The sequence below is a fragment of the Acrocarpospora sp. B8E8 genome (assembly GCF_039871605.1).
Classification (GTDB): Bacteria; Actinomycetota; Actinomycetes; order Streptosporangiales; family Streptosporangiaceae; genus Acrocarpospora; species Acrocarpospora macrocephala.
The window spans coordinates 97,359-119,445 of the sequence record NZ_JBDPLV010000020.1 but is presented as its reverse complement, the minus strand read 5'-3'; the positions used below and the strand labels follow the sequence as shown (position 1 = coordinate 119,445).

At 70.1% G+C, this 22,087-nt stretch carries 15 protein-coding genes; 8 read left to right on the top strand and 7 right to left on the bottom strand.

The genetic code is table 11. The features are described from left to right. Positions 1–7: 7 nt before the first annotated feature. Positions 8–1,519, top strand: a complete 1,512-nt coding sequence (locus tag ABGB08_RS21145; RefSeq protein ID WP_347592803.1) for a metallophosphoesterase — start codon at positions 8–10, stop codon at positions 1,517–1,519. Positions 1,520–1,582: 63 nt separating this feature from the next. Here the strand turns inward: ABGB08_RS21145 and ABGB08_RS21140 are convergent, their stop codons facing one another. Beyond that, positions 1,583–2,287 (bottom strand): leucine-rich repeat domain-containing protein, encoded by a 705-nt coding sequence (locus tag ABGB08_RS21140; RefSeq protein WP_347592801.1) that lies wholly within the window; start codon positions 2,285–2,287, stop codon positions 1,583–1,585. 235 nt (positions 2,288–2,522) lie between these two features. On the opposite strand from ABGB08_RS21140, the gene ABGB08_RS21135 reads away from it, so the two are divergent. Beyond that, positions 2,523–4,385, top strand: a complete 1,863-nt coding sequence (locus ABGB08_RS21135) for a bifunctional 3'-5' exonuclease/DNA polymerase (RefSeq protein WP_347592799.1) — start codon at positions 2,523–2,525, stop codon at positions 4,383–4,385. Between the two features lie 511 nt (positions 4,386–4,896). Here the strand turns inward: ABGB08_RS21135 and ABGB08_RS21130 are convergent. After that, the gene (locus tag ABGB08_RS21130; protein WP_347592797.1) at positions 4,897–5,115 is read right to left on the bottom strand and encodes a hypothetical protein; all 219 of its coding nucleotides are present in this window, start codon (positions 5,113–5,115) and stop codon (positions 4,897–4,899) included. Positions 5,116–5,324: 209 nt separating this feature from the next. Continuing rightward, positions 5,325–6,344, bottom strand: a complete 1,020-nt coding sequence (locus tag ABGB08_RS21125; protein WP_347592795.1) for an NAD-dependent epimerase/dehydratase family protein — start codon at positions 6,342–6,344, stop codon at positions 5,325–5,327. A 119-nt stretch (positions 6,345–6,463) separates the two neighbouring features. Here ABGB08_RS21125 and ABGB08_RS21120 point away from each other — a divergent pair, with 119 nt between their 5' ends. Then, positions 6,464–7,039, top strand: a complete 576-nt coding sequence (locus tag ABGB08_RS21120) for a TetR/AcrR family transcriptional regulator (protein ID WP_347592793.1) — start codon at positions 6,464–6,466, stop codon at positions 7,037–7,039. A gap of 78 nt (positions 7,040–7,117) precedes the next feature. Here ABGB08_RS21120 and ABGB08_RS21115 read toward each other — a convergent pair whose 3' ends face one another. The 4 genes from ABGB08_RS21115 to ABGB08_RS21100 all read right to left on the bottom strand — a co-directional run bounded on the left by ABGB08_RS21115 (position 7,118) and on the right by ABGB08_RS21100 (position 14,957). After that, positions 7,118–8,575 (bottom strand): MFS transporter, encoded by a 1,458-nt coding sequence (locus ABGB08_RS21115; protein ID WP_347592791.1) that lies wholly within the window; start codon positions 8,573–8,575, stop codon positions 7,118–7,120. Positions 8,576–8,642: 67 nt separating this feature from the next. Beyond that, on the bottom strand, positions 8,643–11,075 hold the full coding sequence (locus tag ABGB08_RS21110; protein ID WP_347592789.1) for a protein kinase: 2,433 nt from the start codon (positions 11,073–11,075) through the stop codon (positions 8,643–8,645). Between the two features lie 136 nt (positions 11,076–11,211). Next, entirely contained in the window at positions 11,212–14,031 is a 2,820-nt protein-coding gene (locus tag ABGB08_RS21105) for a DUF1116 domain-containing protein (RefSeq protein ID WP_347592787.1), read from the bottom strand. A gap of 101 nt (positions 14,032–14,132) precedes the next feature. After that, positions 14,133–14,957 carry a DUF2877 domain-containing protein gene (locus ABGB08_RS21100; RefSeq protein ID WP_347592785.1) on the bottom strand — a complete coding sequence of 275 codons (825 nt, stop codon included), beginning with the start codon at positions 14,955–14,957 and terminating at the stop codon, positions 14,133–14,135. A gap of 227 nt (positions 14,958–15,184) precedes the next feature. Here ABGB08_RS21100 and ABGB08_RS21095 point away from each other — a divergent pair, with 227 nt between their 5' ends. From ABGB08_RS21095 to cutA, 5 genes are all read left to right on the top strand, one after another. Continuing rightward, entirely contained in the window at positions 15,185–16,819 is a 1,635-nt protein-coding gene (locus ABGB08_RS21095; protein WP_347592783.1) for a PucR family transcriptional regulator ligand-binding domain-containing protein, read from the top strand. Positions 16,820–16,973: 154 nt separating this feature from the next. Next, entirely contained in the window at positions 16,974–18,311 is a 1,338-nt protein-coding gene (locus ABGB08_RS21090) for a solute carrier family 23 protein (protein WP_347592781.1), read from the top strand. 38 nt (positions 18,312–18,349) lie between these two features. After that, the gene (locus ABGB08_RS21085) at positions 18,350–19,201 is read left to right on the top strand and encodes an FAD binding domain-containing protein (protein WP_347592779.1); all 852 of its coding nucleotides are present in this window, start codon (positions 18,350–18,352) and stop codon (positions 19,199–19,201) included. Continuing rightward, entirely contained in the window at positions 19,194–19,670 is a 477-nt protein-coding gene (locus ABGB08_RS21080; protein WP_347592777.1) for a (2Fe-2S)-binding protein, read from the top strand. The genes ABGB08_RS21085 and ABGB08_RS21080 overlap by 8 nt, the downstream gene beginning before the upstream one ends. Beyond that, complete coding sequence (gene cutA, locus ABGB08_RS21075; protein WP_347592775.1) at positions 19,667–22,054, top strand: aerobic carbon-monoxide dehydrogenase large subunit; 2,388 nt, start codon at positions 19,667–19,669, stop codon at positions 22,052–22,054. Before ABGB08_RS21080 ends, cutA begins: the two co-directional genes overlap by 4 nt. Positions 22,055–22,087 lie beyond the last annotated feature (33 nt).

The following is a 22,087-nucleotide window of genomic DNA, read 5'->3' as shown; positions in this document are numbered from 1 at the left end:
TTGGTTCATGGTCACGGTCGACGTCGCGGCGGCGCGGGGGAAACAGGGTTCGTCCCGGGTGTCCGAGGAGGGCGCGGGCTGGGACGGTCAGCAGATCGGCACCTTCGAGGCGCTGCGCCCCAGCAAGGACACCTTCACCTGGCTCAACCCGCGCACGCTGTGGCGCTCCAGGAACGAGATCCTGGCCGGGCTCTTCGGCGACCCCTCCGCTGAGGTACGGCGCCGCTGGGTGGCCTCCCAGCGGGAGAACGGCGCCGACCCCGACTTCCGGATCACGCGCGAGGTCGGCCAGGACTTCTCCTTCCTGGTCATCGGCGACACCGGCGAAGGCGACGCCTCGCAGTACGCGGTCGTGCCCGGCCTGCTGAAACTCGGCGCGGACACCTCGTTCGCGGTCATCGCCAGCGACGTCATCTACCCGACCGGCGCGGCGAGCGACTACTGCGACAAGTTCTTCCGCCCGTTCAAGGACTACGACGCTCCCATCTACGCCATCCCCGGCAACCACGACTGGTATGACGGGCTCGGCGGGTTCATGCGGGTGTTCTGCGGGTCCAAGCCGCTGCAGGTGCAGCGGGAGGGTTTCCGGCTGTCCCCGGCCGGGCTGCGCGGTCTGCTCTGGAAGAAGCCTGAGGCGATCGACGAACCCGCCCTGGCGGAAGCCTGGAAGCTGCGCGGGCGGCCGTCCCAGCAGGCGGTGCAACCGGCGCCGTACTGGGTGCTCGACCTCGGCCGCCTCCTGGTCGTCGGCATCGACACCGGCATCCGCGGCACCCTCGACCGCGAGCAGGGCGAATGGCTGCGCCACGTCTCCGCCGACCCGCGCCCCAAGATCCTCATCACCGGCAAGCCCATCTACGTCCGTGACGACTACAAGCCCTGCCCCATCGAGGGCGGCGGCACCGTGGACGAGATCGTCACCGCTCCGCAGCACAACTACCTGGCCGCCATCGGCGGCGACGTGCACAACTACCAGCGGTTCCCGGTCAAGGTCGGCGACCGCGTCATCCAGTACCTGGTCGCGGGCGGCGGCGGCGCGTTCATGCACGCCACCCACACCATCCCCCGGGTCACCCGCGTCCCCGAGGACGCCTTCAAGTGCTACCCCCTGCGCGGCGACTCGCTCTCCTTCTACAGCCTGCTCTACAGCCGCCGCTTACGGATGAAATGGCTCTACCTCACTCCTGACCAGGGCCTGGCCCTGATGTCCCAACGCGTCGGCAACACCCCGCCCCGCGACATGACCGAGCCCGTCCCCATCACCAGCCGCATGAAGTGGGCCGCCCGCATCCTCGGCGCCTGGCCCTTCCCCCTCAGCCTCCCCGTCGGCCGCTTCTTCCACCGCTGGATCTCCGAACTCTCCGACTGGGACACCCCACCCTTCTTCAAAAGCTTCCTCCACCTGTCCATCGCTGGCGACGAACTCCGCATCCGCTGCTTCGCCGCCACCGGCTGCCTCGCCCAGGAACTCAACCCACCCTTGGAAGACGAAATCAAGATCCCTCTCCCCGTGGCCTGAGGAGAGCCCGCCTGGTGATCTAGTCACCTGGTCGGCGGCTATCTCGGCTGTCTTGGTACGGGCTTAGTATCCGGCGATCGCGTTGCCGCCCACGTCGAGGCCGGTGCGGCCCGCGATCGACTCGGGCAGTTCGGTCAACTCGTTCAGGCTCAGCTCGAGACGGGTGAGGGAGGTGATGCTTCCGATCGAGTCCGGCAACCGGCGCAGCTTGTTGCGGTAGGCGCTGAGCTTCCTGAGGGAGGTCAGGTTTCCGATGGTGTCCGGTAGTCCGGTCAGCTGGTTGTTCGCCACATCGAGTTCGGTGAGGGCGATCAGCTTTCCGATCGAGTCGGGGAGCTCTTGGAGATCGCAGGACCACAGGTCGAGTTTGGTGAGCGCGGTCAGCTCGCCGATCGAGTCGGGCAGCGCGGTCAGCTTGTTGCGTGCCGCGTCCAGAACGGTGAGAGAGCGCAGGCTCCCGATCGAGTCCGGGAGGCCGGTCAGCCGGTTGTCCCGCAGGTCGAGCCGGGTGAGGGCGGTGAGGTTCCCGATGGTCTGCGGCAGTTCGGTGAGCGCGTTGCCGCGGAGGTCGAGTTCGGTCAGGGCGGTGAGCTCGCCGATCCAGTCCGGGAGCATGGAGAGCTGGTTGGAGGACAGGTCCAGACGGGTCAGCGTGGTGAGATCACGCACAGATTCGCGTAGTTTGCGGAACCGGAGTCCGGACAGATCCAGCGCGGTGCCGCCCCCGGCTCGCACGGCCGCTATCGCCTGGTCGATCGCCCCGGTCATAAGCCTTCCCTGTCCCCGATTCTCTTCCCACAGGCGTTCTGTTTCTTCCCACAGGTCTCCTACCCCACGAGCGTCCTGTTTCTACCCACAGGTCTCCTACCCCACGAGCGTCCTGTTTCTTCTCGCAGCCGTCCTACTCGCAGGTGCCCTGCGGTAACCACGATCCGTTCCGCCGTCCGCTGGGTGGGCTGATGATCATCGGTGGATTGTCGGTGCCACCTGGCACTCTGGAGTCATGTACGTGGTGGTGGCGGGAGACCCGGAGGGCCCAGGGGGGACCATCCGGCCTGAGGGCGGCGCCGCCACACGTGTCCCGGATCTGGCCGAGGCGATCCGCGCGTGGCCCAGAGGAGATCGCAACCCGGGTGATTCCGTGGAGCCGGTTCCGGGGTTGGGTGTTCCCCGCGAGGGTGTTGCAGGGCCGGGTGATCTCCGCAAGGGGGTTGCGGGATTGGGTGCTCCCCGGGAGGGGATTGCGGGGCTGGGTGCTCCCCGGGAGAGGGCTGCGCGGGAACTCGGACTTGGTGGTGGGGGGATTTCCCAGGGCGGCGTGGAGTTGGGTGCCGACGCTGGAGGGGTCGGGCAGCGGGGGGCCGGTGGGGTTCGGTGGGTTTGGGGGGATGCGCGGAGGGTTTATCCGGGGATTCTGGCCCGAGGGGTGCGGGTTGGGCGGTGTCATGATGTCGCGCTGACCGAGGGGTTGTTGCTGGGGGCTGAGGGGCGGTTCGGGGAGCCACGGTCGGCTGAGGCGGCTTATGCGCGGTTGCATGGGCTGCCCGTGCCGGAGGATCGGGAGGCGGTGGCCGAGGGAGGTCAGGGGATCCTGTTCGAGGCTGAGCCTCGGGAGACCGGGTTCGGGGTGGACGAGGCCGAGCTGGTGGCGGAGGTCTATCGGGATCAGCTTGGGCGGATCGGGCGGCTGGCGGAGCCGGGGCGGTTCCGGTTGCTGGTGGCCGCGGAGTCGGCGGGGGCGTTGATCGCGGCGGAGATGGGGTTCTTCGGGATGCCATGGCGCGAGTCCGTGCATGACGCGTTGCTGACCGAGCTGCTGGGGGCCCGGCCGGCGCACGGGATGCGGCCGTCGAAGTTGCAGGCACTGGCCGATGAGGTGGCGGCGGCGTTCGGGCAGCCGGTCAATCCGGATTCGCCACAGCAGATCGTGAAGGCGTTCAAGGCGGCGGGGGTGACGGTGGCGTCCACGCGGTCCTGGGTGCTCAAGCAGGTTGATCATCCGGGCGTGAAACCACTCTTGGCGTACAAGGAGCTGGCTCGGCTCTACAGCTTTCACGGGTGGGTCTGGGCTGATCAGTGGGTGAAGGGGGATCGGTTCCGGGCCGAATATGTGGTCGGCGGTGTGGTCAGCGGGCGGTGGGCGACCAGCGGCGGAGGGGCGTTGCAGATTCCGAAACTGATGCGCCGGGCCATCGTCGCCGACGAGGGCTGGACCCTGGTGGTGGCCGACGCCGCGCAGCTGGAGCCGAGAGTGCTCGCCGCCATGGCCGGGGACGGCGGGCTCGCCAGGGCGGCCGGGGAGATCGATCTCTACGCCGCGCTGGCCAAGGCCTTCGGCGGCCAGCGCGACGCCGCCAAGATCGCCATGCTCTCCGCCATGTATGGCGGGACCAGCGGCGACGCCCCCAAACTGCTGGCGGTGATGCGGCAACGTTTCCCCCAGGCGTACGCCTTCGTCGAAGACGCCGCCCGCGCCGGTGAGGAGGGCCGCCTGGTGCGATCCTGGCTGGGCCGCACCTCGCCGCCCCCGTCCGCGCGCTGGCGCGAACTCGTCTCCGGCCCCGAGGGCACCCGCGCGGCCCGCGACCGCGGCAGGTTCACCCGCAACTTCGTCGTCCAGGCCACCGCCGCCGAATGGGCCGCCACCCTGATGGCCATCCTCCGCAACCACCTCCCCGACCCCGCCAGAATCGTCTTCTTCCAACACGACGAGGTCATGGTCCACTGCCCCCTCACCCAAACCACCACCGTCCAGGCCGCCATCACCGCCGCCGCCGACGAAGCCACCCGCCTCCTCTTCGGCGAAACCCCCGTCCGCTTCCCCATGGAAGCCATCGCCGTCTCCTGTTACGCAGACGCCAAATAGCCACGCGGACGTCTCGACAGGGCTGGGCGGGACGCTGAATGGTGCCACGATGGGGCAAAGGAGATCGCGCGGCAACAAGATCACCACTCCCTGGGCCCTGACACCGGCAGCCACCCTAAGCGGCTGACCAGCGGGCAAGGCATGTGGAGCGCCTGGCGCGTGAAGACGCGCAGGCCGGGTGCGGCGGGCGGGCCGGGGAACCCACCGTGAGCAATCACGACAGGGCGTCCCGGTCCGACCCAAACGAGGGGCCTACCTCTCCGCCACCGCACCCGCCGACCTAGAACCGGGTGTTTTGGCGTGAAATGACGGCGGTCCGTGACCGTGTGGGGCGGGCTGTGGGACGGGGCAGAGAATCCCTGCCGGGAGGGCCTCCGGGGGAGGATCGGACCGGTTTCGGCGGCGGTGGAGGTGATCACGGAAGTCGCGTTGCTGACAGATCGCTGGAGCAAGTTGACGTGATTTCAAAGGCGCGCCCCAGCCCTGTCTGGACTGGGGCGCGCCAGCGGGGTCACTCGCAGATCATGTTCACGCTGGCCGTGAAGGAGCTCTCGCCGATCGCGGGCGGCCATACCACGGGCTCTTCGAAGAGTTCGCAGTGGAAGAGACCTTCTGAACTGGCCATGATTTCAACGTCGTCGATCGCTTTGTCGATGGCGCGTCCGGCCGTCCGACCGCGTCCGAAGCCGTTCCACAGCACGACATCGTCGGCGATGGCAGGGGTGCCCATAGCCACGAGCGCGGCAACCGTCCCGGCCGCCAGGAACCCGTTCAGGGCCTTCCGTCGGGATGTTCGCAATCTCATGTGGAGATACCCATCTCTCTTGGCCGTGCCCCACCGAGGGCTCAACCGTTGCCCGGCGGAGCTTTATCAATCGCTAGGTATACGGATTGCTTTCGGATCGGGATTCATTCAGCAACCGGCTTCTAAAACGGTTCCTAGGCCGCGCCGTGTGCGATGAGGCTCTGGGCACAGTCGAGGACGGTTTGCTTCGCGGGGCGTGGTCGCCAGCCGAGCAGGCGGCTGGCCTTGTCGGTGCTGTGGCGGTTGCGGCGGCCCAGCGAGGGGGTGATCTCGCGTAGCGAGGGGTCGCGGAATCTGGCCGCGAGGCGGACCGCGAAGTCGGGGATCTGCCGGGTGGAGACCTTGTGGCCGTGCGAGCCCAGGCCGTCGCGCAGGATGCGGGCCATCTCCCGCATCCAGGTGAACTCTCCGGTGGCCAGGAAGCGCTCGCCCGCCGCGGCCGGCGCGGTCATGGCCCGGAGGTGAATGTCGGCGACGTCGCGGACGTCCACGATTTCGAGCCCGATCCTGGGGACGCCGGGCATCCTGCCGGAGATCATGCGGCCGACGATGCCGACGGAACCGATGGTGCCCGTGCTGAGGATGGGACCGAACACCGCGCCGGGGAGCACGGTGGTCAGCTCGGTCGGTCCTTCGCGGCCGCTCATGAAGTCCCAGGCCGCACGTTCGGCGAGGGTCTTCGAACGCCGGTAGGGGATCAGTGCCGGGTCGTCGGGATCAGTCCACAGTGTCTCGTCCGTCGTGCCTTCGGTGGCGTACGACGAGGGGCTGGCGGTGTTCGCGGCCGAGGTCATCACGACGCGTTTCACCCCGGCCGCGGTCGCGGCGCGCAGGACGCGCAGGGTGCCGTCGCGGGCGGCGGCGATCATGGCGGCCGGATCCGCGGCGGTGATTCCGAGGGGGGACGCGACGTGCAGGACACGGTCGACGCCCTTGACCGCGGCGTCCCAGCCGTCATCATCGAGGAGGTCGGCGACGGCGAAGGTCAACCGGCCGGCCGGGTCGACGACGGTCGATACGGCCTGGGTGAGGCCCTCCTCCTTGCCCGGGCCACGCACCGTCGTGCGTACGTCGTATCCGCGTTTCAGGAGTTCGGCGATGCACCAGCCGGCGACGTAGCCGCTGCCTCCCGTTACCAGCACCAATTCGGCCATGAATCGTCCTCCGCGGTGGGCGCGTTGTGCCAGAATGAAACGGAGACCCCTCCGATTACGGATTCACGGTAACGGAGGCCCCTCCGATTCGCAAGACGTACGGGACGGATGGCTGACACGTGAACTCGCTGCCCTCGAAGCCGACCAGGAAGGACGCCCTCGGCAACCGGGAGCGGATCTTGACCGTCGCCCGTGACGCGCTGGCGGCCTCGACCAGCGCGTCCCTCACCGCGATCGCCAAGCAGGCTGGCGTAGGCATCGGAACCCTTTACCGCCACTTTCCGACCCGGGAATCCCTCATCCTCGAGCTCTACCGCCACGACATCCAGCAGCTCATCGACCTGGCTCCCACGCTGCTGGAGTCACATCCCCCGTTGGCGGCACTCCGCCGCTGGTTCGAGGAGGTCGCCCGCTACGGCCGCCTCAAGTACGGCGTCGCCGAAGTCGTCCACGCGGCGACCAACGGCGGCCTCGACGACGAGTACTACCAGCCCTTCGTCGACGCCATCGCCGTCCTGCTCAACGCCGGAAGCGCCGCCGGCTCACTCAAACCCGACCTCGTCCCGGAAGACGTCCTGCTCCAGCTCAGCGTGCTGTGGCGGATCGATCCTGCCCGCGACGGCGAGGCAAGAGCCGCACGAATCCTCACCCTCATCATCGACGGCCTCCTGGCGAAGCCAACGACATCCACCTAGGAGGCTGCGAGTGCTTGTCCGCGAGTTCGGTCTCCTGTGCGTGGACGGTGAATAGGGCTGGACGGGCGCCAGATGGCGCTAGGCGGGATTTGCGGGGGTTCGGTGGCCGCGGATCAAGGTTAGGGCGGTGAGGGCGACCATGACCGCTACAGCGGTGGTGAGGGTCGCGAAGGAAGTGGTGCCGACGACGGCGCCGGCGAGGAGGGCGCCGGTCGCGCCGCAGACGTTCATGGTGAGGTCGGAGAGGCCCTGCACGGCCGGGCGGCGGTCGAGCGGAACCGACTCGGTCAAGAGGGCCGAACCGGCGACCAGGCCACAGGACCAGCCAAGCCCGAGGACGAACAATCCGGCGGAGATCTGCGGGACTCCGTAGCCCGCCGTTCCCGCGAGCGCGGCCGAGATCAGGAGCAGGACCATGCCGGCGATCAGGACGGGGGAGCGGCCAAGACGGTCGGCCAGCCAGCCGACAACCGGTGAGAGCACGTACATTCCGGCGATGTGCAGGCTGATCACGATGCCGATCACGGAGATCCCCGCGTGGCCGTGATCGAGGTGAACCGGCGTCATCGACATGATCGAGACCATCGCGGTGTGACTGACCGCAATCGCCACCAGCGCCTGTCGAGCCGCCGGAATCGCCCGGATCGTCCCCCAAGCATCGCGCAACGTATCCACCAGCGATGCCTTCGCCTCAACGTCGGCCTTCCCTTGGGGAGCAGTGCCGGAGACGGCTCCCACCTGGGGAACGGTTTCGGAAACGGCCTTCGCCGGGGGAGCGGATCTAGTGGCGGCTCGCCCAGGGGGAGCGGCTTCGGGAAAGGCTCCGCTTTGGGGGCTGTTCCCTTCGAGGGTGGGTTCAGCGTCGGCCGGAGCGGAGAAGCGGTGAGCGGACCGGGCCAGGAGGAGTGGGTCGGGGCGTAGGCCGAGATTGATGATGAGGGTCGCGACGGTGAAGGTGATGCCGGCCAGCGCGAAAGGTCCGGCCGCCCGGGGAAAATCGAGTGCTTCGGCCAGATTGGCGGCGGGCTCCGCGAGATTGGGTCCAGCCACCGTGCCGAACGTCGCCGACCAGACGACGAGCGAAAGATGCCGAGCCGCGTGCCCCTCCGGCGCCAGATCCGTGGCCGAATAGCGGGCGGAGAGATTCCCGGCACTCGCCCCGCCGACCAGAACCAGCGCCGCCAGCAGTAACGGCCACGAACTGAGGACGACCGCCACGACCGCGATGAGACACCCGGCGACCGCCGACCCGTACGCGAGAGTGAGCCCCGCCCGACGCCCGCTACGCCCGGTGGTCCTGGCGGTAGGCAAAGCCAGCAAGGCGGCACCAAGAACCGTGGCCGTCCCGGCCAGGCCGCTGATCGCGGTCGATCCGGACAACTTGGCGACGAACAACGAACTGAGCGCGACACTCACCGCCACCCCCACCCCACTGCTGATCTGCGCCAGCGCGAGCACACCAAGAGTCCGCCGCTGCACCGCCCGCAGGTCAATCGCCGCAGAACGTATGCCGGAGATGTGGGGGGCTGATGTCATGCGCGAAGTTTGCCATGACTCATGTCGCCAACCAATCGAGTTCTGCCAAGGTGACAGGTCGGAAAGGTCAGGCGGGGGAGAAAGTGGTCCAGAGGACCTGGCGGATGGTGGCGGCGGTTTCGGACCATTCGTAGTCGGGGGCGGTGAAGGTGAGGGAGTAGGACTCGTCGTCGGTTTGGATGTAGCGGGTGATGGTGCGGATGGTGACGTTGGTGGCGTCGCGGTAGGTGTACTCCCATTCGGCGGCGGGCCAGCGGTAGCTGACCGGGCCGAGGGTGACCTGGGTGTACTCGTCGAAGCCGGCGGCCTTCTTGGCGACCTGCTGGAGGGCGTTGAGGCTGCCGTCGGGGATCTTCACGATCAGGCCGCTCTGGGCGCTGTCGGGCGGGCCGACCAGGCGGACGCCGTCGTCTTCGGCGGTGACTTTCCAGGTGAGGGGGACGGCCACGGTCACGCCGCCGAGGGTCTGGCGCTTGAAACCCTTCGGGATCGGCGCCTCGGCGCCGCCGGATTCCGCGGCGGAGGAGCCGGGGGCGGTCAGCGCGGGATTGTTGACGGTGGCCCTGGTGTCCGGTGTGTCGTCTCCGCCGGGGAGCATGATCAGGAGCACCAGCACGATGAGCGCGATCACGGCGACCGCGGCCACCACGACCATCGCGCCGCCGCGGCCGGGAGCGTCGTCGTCGTTGTCCTTGCTGCGGCGGCGGCTGCCGGTACGGGTGGCGTGCTCCCCGGTCGTGGACGCCGCGGAGCGGGAGCGCCCGCTTCCGGTGGAGAACGGGTCGTCGGGGTCGAGCGCCAGATCGCGGGCCAGGTCGCGGGCCAGCTGCCCGGGCAGGTCGGCGGGTCCGGGGGTCGGCCAGCGGCCACCGCCGGTGGGTCGCTCGGGCGCGTGCGTCGACCCGGACGGGCTGGTCAGCGCGTCCAGCGGATCGAACATCGGGTCCCGGGGCGCGGTCGACTGCGGTCCGCCTCCCGGAGCGTTGAAGAACGCCGCGCCCGGGCCGCTGTCGTGCACCGGCGCACCGAACTGCCCACCCATCGCGCGCTGCGGAGCGGGACGGTTCGCCGCCTCGTTGGGCGCACTGGTACCGGACGTGAGGAAACCGGAACCGGTGGCTCCAGAACCAGACGCGCCAGGGCCAGTGCCCTCGGGACCGTACGCGCCAGGACCGGAGGCTCCAGGATTGGAGGTGCCGGGACCAAATGGGTAAGGACTAGAGCCGCCAGGGCCGGAAGTGCCCGGACCATATGCGCCAGGACCGGACGTTCCAGGACCGGACGCGCCGGGACCGGAGGTGTCCATGCCATGCCTGCCCGGACTATGCGCGGGGAAGCCGGAAGCGGGAGTCCCCGCGCCGGGTGTGCCAGGTGCGTTGAACAATCCGGACGTGCTGGCCAGGGCGTCGTAGCCACCCGGGGGCTGGAGCTGGGGGTCGGAGGCGGCTGGCTGGAAGGACGCCATCGCGTAGCCGCCGGACGGGTTGGTGTAGGGAACCCGTACCGGACCCGAGGGGGTTTCGATGATGCGCGACGGGAGCGGGCCCGACGGGGAGTCCAGCGGCGGGAGCATCTGCATGGGGGTCGCCTCGACCGGCGCGGGTGACGGCATGCCGGACTGGCCGCGCAAACCGTTGCCGACCGCGAGCAGCACCCGTTCGAGCATGTCGGCCACCTGAGCGGCACCAATCCGGTCGGCGGGGTTCTTGCGCAGCAGACCCTCGATGACAGGCAGCAGCACCCCGGCGCGCTGCGGCCGGTTCGGCTCCTGGGTGAGCACCGCGCCGAGCACGGCCACCGCGTCCGGCCCTTCGTACGGCGGCCGCCCCTCCACCGCCGCGTACAGCGTGGCCCCGAACGACCACAGATCGGCCGCGTGCGTGATCGTGCGCCCCTGCAGCCGCTCCGGCGGAATGTACGCCGGTGACCCCATCAGCAACCCGGTCTGGGTGATCGTGACATCGCCCTCGATGGCGGCGATGCCGAAGTCGGTCAGCACCACCCGGTCGGTGGTCAGCAGCACGTTGCCGGGCTTGACGTCCCGATGCAGGATCCCGGCGGCGTGCGCGTGCCTGAGCGCGTCCAGCACCCGGATGCCGATCTCGGCCACCTGGCTCACCGGCAACGGCCCGCTCTGCCGTACGGCCTGCTCAAGGGACCACGCCCGGACCAGCTCCATGACGATCCAGGGCCGCCCGTCCTCCTCGACGACGTCGTGGACGGTGACGATGCCCGGGTGGCTCAGCCGGGCCGCGGAGCGCGCCTCGCGCAGCATCCGGCGATGGGCGACCTGGCGGCCGGCGGCGTCAAGACCGTACGGCAGGATGAGCTCCTTGACCGCCACGTCCCGGTCCAGCAGGACGTCGTGCGCGTGCCACACCATGCCCATGCCGCCACGGCCGACGGGCGAAAGCAGGCGGTATCGCCTGCCCACCAGTCGCCCCTGCCCTTCCGGCGCCCCTCCAGGAGTGGCTCCGGCACCGCCTTGACCCTCCGGCATAGGGGGGACCATACCGAGGAGGCGGTCGGTTGTCATAGGCAGTATCCCCAATTCTCCTCGTTTGGTTCGCGCGAGAACTCCGCGCGAAATGAGAGGTTGGGGACTGATAGTAGGTCAATCAGAGGTCAACGCGCATTCATTCGCCCGTCAAGACCCCGGCCAGCGCATTGGCCGCGGCCACGAACGCCTCCGGCGGAGGGCTCACCAGACCGGCTCCGACCTGGCCTGTTCCGGCCACACGCCCGGCGATGCCGGTGTTGACGACCGGAAGCACGCCGGTACGGGCGACCAGGGTGACGTCGATGCCGACGGGGGTGCCGCGGAAGCCGAGCCCGGGAATCTGGTAGGTCGGATGTTCGGCCAGGGTGATCTCGTACATGGCGGTGGTGGCCGCCACCGCGTCCGCCACGTCCCCGCCCACGAACCGGACGATCGCGGGCGCTGCGGCCATCGAGAAGCCGCCCAGGCCCACCGTCTCGGTGATGGTGGAGTCGCCGATGTCGGGGTTGGCGTCGGCGGGGCCGTACTGGCCGAGGTAGAGGCCGTCGGGCACGCCCGCGGGGCCGGTGAACCAGCGGTCGCCGCAGCCGGAGATCTGGATGCCGAAGTCGGTGCCGTTCCTGGCCATCGCCACGACCAGGCTGGAGCCTGGCACGTCCCTGGCGGCGTCGGCGCTGACCTTCGCGGCGGCCATGCCCGCGTTCAGGAAGAAGTGATCGTTGCCGTTGATGAAGCGGAGCACGTCCCCGGCCTGGCCGGGCGCGGCGTCCACGATGGCGGGGGCGAGTTCGCGGACGAGCAGCGAGGTGGCCGCCCGGTTCCTGTTGTGCAGCTCGTCGCCCATCTGCAGCGCCTGCGCGATCAGGTTGCGCAGATCCAGGGGGCCGCCCAGCTCCAGGGCGGCCTGCAGGGCGGGCCCGAGCACCTCGCCCATCCAGCGCAACCGCTCGACCACCTCGGGCCCGTACGCGCCGTAGCGGAGGACCTTGCCGAGGCCCTCGTTGAGCGAGCAGTACGCGGTGCCGCCGTGTTCGGCGTCGTGCACCTCCAGCATCCACATGGACGGGCTGACCACGCCCGCCATCGGGCCGACCGTGCGGTGGTGGTGGCAGGAGTCGAGCCGGATGGAGCCGGTGGCGAGCTTCTCCTCGGCCTCGGCGGGGGAGGCGGCGAGGCCTTCGAAGAGCATGCCGCCCATCAGCGCGCCGCGCATCGGGCCGGACGCGCGCTCCCACTCGATCGGGGGTCCGGCGTGGAAGAAGGTGCCGGGAGGCAGGTCGAGGACGTCACCCGCACGGCGTACGCCGACGAGTTGCGGGCGGGCGGAAAGGAGCCGTTCGGCGGCGCGGGTGTTGGCGGCGGCGCGGCGTGGGTCGGCGAGGACCCGGTTCAGCGCGTCCGAGGTCCCGGCCAGCGGGGGCCGCCAGTCGACCACGGCGTGCGGCACCGCCTGCTGGTCAAGCGCCTCGGCCAGTACGGACGTCCCCACCGCGATCACGTGCGGCTCGGAGACGAGCAACGCCAGCTCAGGTCCGGGGTTCGCGCCGGAACCCGCGTGCGGGGCGGGTCGCGCGGCGGCCGCTGTGGCGGGTGTCAGACCGGCGAGGATGCTCGCGTGCCTGGCGGCGGCGGCGTTGGAGGTGAACACGGCGGCTCCGGCGGCGGCGAGGCGTTCCGCCTGCGCCTGGAGGTCCTGGGGATCGCCCTCGGTCCCCACCAGGGCGACCACGACCGAAGCACCCCGGGCTTTGGCCTCGGCGAGCGCGGGCGCCAGCCGGGCCGCCGGGTCGGGATCGGACCCGTGGCCGAGAACCACGTCCATCAAGACCACGCCGGACTCCACGGCGGCCAGCGCCTCCAGCCGCAGCGCTGGATCGATCATCGGATGAGCCCGTCCCCGGGTGTACTCGTCATCGCCGAAGTCGGTGAATGTCCCGCCACCCGCGATCAGCTTCGCCTCGGTGCACAACGTGCCACCCGAATAAAGGCCGACCAGCGGCCCCGCACTGCCAGGCGTACTGGCCTCCCCCCAGCTAGGCCAAACCGGGACTTCCTTGCCGAGCGCCGCCAGCACATTCTCCGTGGCGGCCGTCAGATCATCCTGTCCTGGACCGAGCAACGCCATCACGACCGGCGTTCCGGACCGCTCCACGGCCGCCCGCACCTGCTCCGCGACCGAAGGATCGGCGGGCTTGGAGATGACCACGATCAGCTCCGTCGCCGGATCCTGGTCCAGCGCCTCCAGCGCCCGCAGCGTGGACCGCCCGCCCACCTCCGCCGACAGATCCCGCCCGCCCACACCGAGCAGATGGCTGACCCCCACCCCGGCCAGATCCAGCAGGCTGGACACCTGCTGCGCCCCCGTCCCCGACGCGGCCACGATCCCGACCGGCCCCGGCCGCAGCACGTTGGCGAAGCCGAGACCCGCCCCGCCCACCACGGCGGTCCCGCAGTCGGGCCCCATCACCAGCACCCCGGCCGCCTCGGCCCGCTCCTTGAGCAGCACCTCCCGCTCCACCGGCACGTTGTCACTGAAGATCATCACTGACAGCCCGGCGTCCACCGCGTCCATCGCCTCGGCGAACGCGTGTTCCCCCGGCACGCTGACCAGCACCACGCTCGCGCTCTCCGCCCTGCGGGCCGCCGTCCTGGTGGTCCGCGGCGGCGCGATCTCCCGCGCGCCCTCCGAGGAGGCCCGCGCGGACAGCTGCCGCCCCAACTCGTCAGAAGCCGCCGCCAGCTCCTCGGCGGAATCCGCCCGGACCGCCACCAGCAGATCCCCCGGCGTCGCCGGGGGCACGTCGAAGCCCGCCTCCCTGGCCAGGTCCACGTTCAGCTCGGTCGCCATCGCCACGATCGCGACCGACACCCCGGCCCGGCTGGCCAGCGCCTGGCTGACCCGCATCAGGCTGACCGAATCGTGGTAGACCCCGCTACGCACTTCGACGAGATTCACGAACGCCCCCAGTTATTAATTAGAAAGTCGTGATCTGGACAGCCGCGGCGGTGAATCGCCTGGTCGGAGGCTATGCGGCTGTCTATGGGACGGGTTTCTGGTTAATAGTTGGACAGGTGAAGGACGGCCGACAACCCGGTGCGTACGCCCCAGGCGAGATCCGCGCCCGAGGTGTGACCCAGATGCAGCAGCCGGTGCAGCGACGGCTCGATCGGCTGCCCGCCCGCCAGCGCGCGCAGCACGGCCAGCACCTCCATGCTCGCCTCGCCGCGCGCCGCGCAGTCCAGCAGGGTGGCCGAGATCGGCGTGGTCCGCGTCCTGGCGTCGAACGTGACGGCCGCCGCCAGCCACCCGGCCAGCCAGACCGCCCGGTCCACGCCCGCCGCCGCGCCCAGCTGGCGCAGCGCCACCAGCAGCCCGGCCAGCATGTCGTCGCCGCTCGGGGTCAGCCCAGGGCCCAGGCCCATCAGCTGCTCGGCCGAGGTCACCGCGTTCACCAGCGACCCGGAATGGCAGCCGTCGGCGAGCAGCTCGCACGCGCCGCCGGTCAGCCCGGGGCGCCGCGCGGACGCGTCGCAGATCTCACCCAGCTGGGCCAGCGACTCGGCCAGCCTGCCCAGGTCCGTCCGGGGCAGCGCCGGAGCCGGATCCCACCAGCGGCGGATCCGGATGGCCAGGCCGCCCACCTCGATGAACCCGTCGCCCACCCAGGCCTCGTCCCCGGCGGCGAACCCGTCCAGCGGATCGGTCAGCACGACGGCGTTGGGCAACCGGGTCGCCTCCCCGGTCACCAGGGCGATGACATGCGGCTCGACCTCCGTCCTCAGTTCCAGGTAGACCGCGGCGGGGAACGCCGCGAGCACCCGGGCCGGGCGTCGTGGCGTCTCCAGCGCGGGTCGCACGGCCATGCTGGCCGCGCCGGGCACGTACGTACGGTCTAGGGTCGCCCCAGTAGAACGAGCCGGGGATCGGCGCGCTCTCGGGCGGGTGCCTACGGTCACCAGACCTCCCTCATCAGGGTGACGTTAGAACGAGCCCTCCAGAGGCCGTACGGGGAAAACTGCCAACAGTCGGCCAAATGCTTGGCTCTTCCTGACAGTCGGATAGTCGGGCACAATCGGCGAGAGATGTACCAACCCCTCCGGAGCAGACGATGACGAGTGACCCCGCGGCCCCCGCCATGCGCCTGGCCAGCACTGGAACGATCATTCACGGTGTCGCCGTAGGCGAGGTGCTCGGGGTCTCCACGCTCGCCGGGGCCCGGCTGATCGCGGGCAAGGGCGGCCTGGACCGGATCGTCCAGCGGCTCAACGTCATGGAAGTGCCGGACATCCTCGCCTGGGTGAAACCGAACGAGCTTCTGCTCACCACAGGCTATCCGCTCAGGAACACTCCCCAGTCGCTCGGCCGCCTTGTGGCGGATCTTGACGAACGCGGGCTCTCCGCGCTGGCCATCAAGCTGGGCCGCTACCTCGACGAGCTGCCGGAGGAGATGGTGGAGCAGGCCGACCGGCTCAACTTCCCGCTCATCCTGCTCCCCAACGACGTCGGCTTCGACGACATCCTGAACCAGGTGCTCACCGACATCCTCAACCGGCAGGCCGCCACCCTGGCCAGGGCCGAGGAGGCGCACCGCGCGCTGGTCCAGATCATCCTGGCCGGGGGCGGCCTGCGCGAGGTCACCGCCGAGGTGGCCGGGCTGCTCGACGTGGCCGTGGCCGCCGTGGACGTGGGCGGGCACGTGCTGGCCTCGGCCGGGGGCGCGGAGCAGGTGGCCATGCTGCGGGAGGCGTACGTGTTGAGCGCCAACCTGAGCACCAGGCCGGAGCCGACCCGCACCGACGCGGCCGACCCGCTGGTCCGCGCGGACGGCCACTACGCGGTCGTGCCCATCGTGGCCGGCGGCCACCACCACGGCAGGATCGCCGCCTTCAGCCAGGCCGGCACGCTCCGCGACAGCGACATCCGCATCCTGGAGCGGGCCGCCACCGTGGCCGCCCTGGTGGTCACCAAGCAGGAGGCCGTCACCGCCGTCGAGAGCAAATACCGTGCCGACTTCCTGCGCGACGTGCTCACCGGCCGCGGCGGCACCCGGATCGCCGAGCGCGCCAAGGCGTTCGGCTGGGATCTGGAGCGCCCGGTCTCCGTGCTGGTCGCCGAACTCGACCCGGAGAGCGACGAGCGCACTGCGCAGGACCGGCTGCTCGCCGCCTGGCAGGCCTCGGTCCGGCGGCACGATCCGCGCGGCGCGGTCGCCGGGTTCACCCGCGAGGTGGTCGCCATCGTCGGCTCCGGCGTGGACACGGCCCGGCTCACCTCGGCCGCCTCCGCGACCTTCGCCGACTGCACTTTCTCCACGGGGATGAGCAGGATCGCCCCCGGGGCCGAGGCCCTCGCCGACGCGTACGGCCAGGCGCTCAAAGCCGCCCGGGTGGGCCGCCAGCTGCACGGCCCCGGCGCGGTCGCCCACTTCGACCAGCTCGGCGTCTACCGCCTGCTCTCCCTGGTCAGCGACACCACCGAGCTGCACTCCTTCGTCCGCGAGACGCTCGGCGCGCTGGCCGGCGACGACGACGCCGAGAACGCCGACCTGCGCCGCACCCTGCACGTGCTGCTGGAGACCAACCTCAACGTGGCCGAGACCGCGCGCCGGCTGCACTTCCACTACAACACGCTGCGCTACCGCATCGGCAAGCTGGAGCGCATGCTCGGCAACTTCACCGAGGACGCCCACCTCCGGCTGAACCTCACCCTCGCCCTCCATGTGCTGAACATGCGTGGTATCTGAGCACGCGGTTTGGCAGATGATGCCCGTGTGCAATGGCGATCACAGTCCTAATGTGCCCGCAACGGGCCTGGTAGGAGGCTCGTGAAGCGATGCCGCGCTGGGATGCCCGCGGGGTGGCCACCGGACGTCGGCCCAGGCAAGTAAAGGGGCTCACATGGCTTTCGGATGGAAGGTACACGGAGAGGGACGCGGTCTCGCGCCGGGCGAGGTCGTCAAGCCGGACGAACGCCTGTCCTGGCCGCGCATGGTCGGTTTCGGCGCCCAGCACGTGATCGCCATGTTCGGCGCCACGTTCGTGTTCCCGCTGGTCATGGGCTTGGACCCGAACGTCGCGGTGATGATGTCGGGGGTCGCGACGATCCTGTTCCTGCTGATCGTGCAGGGCAAGGTGCCCAGCTACCTGGGCACCTCGGCCTCGTTCGTCGGCGCGGTGGTGGCGATCCGGGCCGCCCAGGGCGACAGCGCCACCGTCACCGGCGCCATCCTGGTGGCCGGCCTCGTGCTCGCGCTGTGCGGCGTGGCCATCCACTACCTCGGCGTCCAGGTCATTCACAAGATCTTCCCGCCGGTGGTGACCGGCGCGGTGGTCATGCTGATCGGCTTCGGCCTGGCCTTCGTGGTCGCCGACGTCTACTGGCCGCAGGACCACTGGATCGCGTTGATCACGATGATCGTGACATTCATGATCATCGCGCTGTTCAAGGGCTTCCTCGGCCGGATCGGCATCCTGCTCGGCCTGGTCATCGGCTTCCTGCTGTCCTGGCTCGCCGACAAGATCTTCGGCGACATCATCGCGTTCAACGCGGGCACCAGCGCGGTCGACACCCACCCCCGGGTCAACTTCGACGCGGTGGCCTCGGCCGACTGGTTCGGCCTGCCCAGCTTCCACGGGCCGGAATTCAAGGTGTCGGCCATCGTGCTGGTGCTGCCCGCGGTGATCGCGCTGATCGCCGAGAACGTGGGCCACGTCAAGGCCGTCGGCGAGATGACCGGGACCGACGTGGATCCGTACATCGGGCGCGCCGTCATCGGCGACGGTGTCGGCACCGTGCTCACCTCCGCCGTCGGCGGCTCGCCCACCACCACCTACGCCGAGAACATCGGCGTCATGGCGGCGACCCGGGTCTACTCCACCGCCGCCTACTACATCGCCGGCGTCATCGCCATCCTGTTCGGCCTCATCCCCAAGTTCGGCGCGCTCGTCGCGGCCACCCCCGGCGGGGTGCTGGGCGGCATCACGGTCATCCTCTACGGCATGATCGGCCTGCTCGGCGCCAAGATCTGGGTGGAGAACAGGGTGAACTTCGCCGACCCCGTGAACATGCTCCCGATCGGAGCGGGCATCATCCTGGCCATCGGCCCGGTGAGCCACACGATCACCGACGACTTCTCGCTCGCGGGCATCGCCCTGGGCACGATCGTCGTGCTCGGCGGCTACCACCTGCTGCGTGCGCTGTCCCCGTCGGATGTGGTGAAAAATTCCAACGGTTGAGCCACTATCCGTAACGCGATCGGAGTAGAACCACTTTCGTGAAACCGCCGCCGTTCGACTATCACGCGCCCATCTCGGTGCGCGAGGCCGTTGAGGTCCTCGCCGAGGTGGGCGCGCACGGAAAGGTGCTGGCCGGAGGCCAGAGCCTGATCCCCCTGCTCAACATGCGGATCGCCGCCCCGGCCCACCTGGTCGACATCAACCGGGTGGCCGGGCTCGGCGAGATCCGCACGGACGCGACCGGCGTCCGGGTCGGGGCGCTGGTCAGGCACGCCGCGGTGGAGCGTTCCGCCGCCGCCTGCCTGGCCCAGCCGCTGCTCCGGCAGGCGCTCAAGCTGGTCGCGCACCCGGTCATCCGCAACCGCGGCACCGTCGTCGGCAGCCTCGTGCACGCCGACCCCGCCGCCGAACTCCCCGCCGTCCTGGCCCTGCTCGGCGGTTCGGTACGGCTGGCGAGCACGACCGGCGAGCGCGAGGTCGCCGCCGCCGACTTCTTCACCGGCCCGATGGAGTCGGCCACCAGGCCCGGCGAGCTGGCGGTCTCCGCGTTCTTCCCGGCCTGGGACGGCGGGACCAAGTTCCTCGAGGTGGCCCGCAGGCACGGCGACTACGCCATGGCCGGGGTGGCCGCCGCCGTCCGGCTGGACGAGGACCTGCGCGTCACCGCCGCCAAGGTGGCCTGCGTCAGCGTCGGGCCCGCGCCGGTGGTGGTAGACGTGACCGGGGCCTGTGGCGGGCGGCCGGTCGCGTCGGTGGAGTGGGGTTCGGTGGTGGCGGCCGTACAGGATCGGATCGAACCGGAGGCGGACATTCACGCGACGGCGGACTACCGGCGGCACCTGACCGGGGTGCTGGTCGAGCGGGCGATCAAGGCGGCGGCCGATGTATGACATCACGCTCATCGTCAACGGCGTGCCGCGCGAGGTGCGGGTGCCCGCGCGGCGGCTGCTGTCGGACTGCCTGCGCCACGACCTCGGCCTGACCGGCACCCACGTGGGCTGCGAGCACGGCGTCTGCGGCGCCTGCACGGTCCTGCTGGACGGCGAGCCGGTGCGCTCCTGCCTGACCTTCGCGGTCACCGTCGACGGCCGGGAGATCACCACGGTGGAGGGGCTGGCCACCGGCGGGCGGCTGTCGCCGGTGCAGCGGGCCTTCGCCGAGTGCCACGGCCTGCAGTGCGGCTTCTGCACCCCCGGCTTCCTGTGCACCACGACCGCGTTCCTGCGGGAGAACCCGGCGCCGACCGACGAGGAGGTGCTGGAGGGCATCTCCGGCAACCTGTGCCGGTGCACCGGCTACCAGAACATCGTCAAGTCCGTGCACCGCGCGGCGGAGCTGCTCGCGGAGGAACCCTCGTGACCACCAAGCTGTTCGGCGAACCGGTCCGGCGGCGGGAGGACGCGCGGCTGATCAGCGGGCAGGGCCGCTACCTGGACGACCTCGGGCAGCACGCGCTGGCCGCCGCGTTCGTCCGCTCGCCGCACGCGCACGCCCGGATCACCGGCATCGACGTGGACGCCGCCCTCGAGGTGGACGGCCTGGTCGCCATCTACACCTGGGAGGACCTGCCCGAGGGGGTGTGCGAGCCGCTGCCGCTGCTGATCCCGCATCCGGCGCTCACCCACGGCCGCACCGCCTACCCGCTGGCCCGCGAGGTCGTGCGGCACGTGGGCGAGCCGATCGTGATGGTGGTGGCCCGCGACCGTTACCTGGCCGAGGACATCTGCTCGCTGATCGAGGTCAGCTACGAGTTCCTCAAGCCCGTGATCGGCCTGGAGGAGGCCGTCTCCGGCGCGCATCTCGTGCACGAGGACGTGCCCGGCAACGTGGGCGCGCACATGGTCCAGGAAGTTCCCTCAGCAGACGGCCGCTCGGCCACCGAGGCCATCGCGGCCGCGCCGCACACGCTCTCCTTCCGGCTGGACATCGAGCGCAGCGCCAGCATGCCGCTGGAGGGCAAGGGTGTGTACGCCCGCTGGGACGCCGACGACCAGTCGCTGCGGATCTACTCCTCCACCCAGACCTCCACCAGCGTACGGATGGCGCTGGCCGCCAAGCTGGGGCTGCCGCTGCCGAAGGTCGAGGTGATCGCGCCCGACGTCGGGGGCGGCTTCGGCGTCAAGATCGTGCATCCGTGGCCGGAGGAGGTGCTGGTGCCGTGGGCCGCGCGGGTGCTCGGCCAGGAGGTCAAGTGGACCGAGGATCGGCGGGAGCACTTCATCGGGAGCGCGCACGAGCGGGCTCAGGTGCAGCACGTTCAGGTGGGGTTCGACGACGCCGGACGGGTGCTGGGGCTGTCCGTGGAGATCTTGCATGATCATGGCGCGTATACGCATTACGGGATCATCGTGCCGATCATCACGTCGACGCAGCTGCTCGGGCCGTACCGGATCGGGGCCTATCGGGTGGAGTTCTCCTCGATCTACACGAACACGGTTCAGGTGACGCCGTACCGGGGGGCGGGGCGGCCGCAGGCGGCGTTCTGCATGGAACGCACGATGGACAAGATCGCCCAGCATCTGGGGCTCGACCGGACCGAGGTGCGGGCCGCCAACTTCATCCAGCCCGACCAGTTCCCGTACGACCAGGGCATGATTTTTCAGGATGGGCGCCCGCTTATCTACGACAGCGGCGATTATCCGGAATCACTGCGCAAACTGAAGGATTTGATCGGCTGGGATGATTTTCCCGCATTGCGGGAGTCCGCCCGGGCGGACGGGCGACGGCTCGGCATCGGCCTCGGCTGCTACGTGGAAGGCACCGGCGTCGGCCCCTACGAGGGCGGCCACATCCAGATCACCTCCGACGGCCGGGTGCACGTCTCCACCGGCCTCACCTCCCAGGGCCAGGGCCACGAGACCGTCTTCGCCCAGATCGCCGCCACCGAACTCGGCGTCCCCATCGACCGCGTCTCCGTCGTCACCGGCGACACCCGCCGCTTCGGCTACGCCGTCGGCACGTTCGCCTCCCGCGCCGCCGTGATGAGCGGCAACGCCATCGCCCTGGCCTGCCGCAAAGTCCGCGAGAAGGCCCTGCGCGTGGCCGCCGACGCCCTGGAGGCCGACCCCCGCGACCTGGAGATCACCGACGGCGTCGTCCACGTCGTCGGCGCCCCCGCCGCCTCCATCCCGCTCGCCACCGTCGCCGTCCTCTCCAACCCCCTCAGGTACGCCTTCGACGAGGAGGCCAAACGCGCCACCCAGTTCGCCTCCACCGGCGGCATGGACCGCCCTCCCGTCAGCGAAGGCGAGGAACCCGGCCTCGAAGGCAAGGACTACTACTCCCCGATCCGCTCCACCTTCGCCTCCGGCATGCACGCCGCCATCGTCGAAACCGACCCCGACACCGCCGAAATCCGCATCCTCCGCTACGCCGTCGTCCACGACTGCGGCAAAATGATCAACCCCATGCTGGTCGAAGGCCAGATCCACGGCGGCGTCGCCCAGGGCGTCGGCGGCGCCCTCTACGAAAAAATGGTCTACGACGACCACGGCCAACTCCTGAACGCCTCGTTCATGGATTTCCTCATGCCGTACGCCACCGAAATCCCCCACATAGAAACCGACCACCTGGAAACCCCGTCCCCACTGAACCCCCTGGGCATCAAGGGCGCCGGCGAAGCGGGCGTCATCCCGGTCTCCGCGGTGATCGCGGCCGCCATCGAGGACGCGGAAGGCCTCTCGATCGACCGCATGCCGATCTCCCCTTCCGACCTGCACGCCCTCCGGCGAACCGGACGCTGATTCATTCGCCCCCTCGTATCGAGGGGGCGGGAC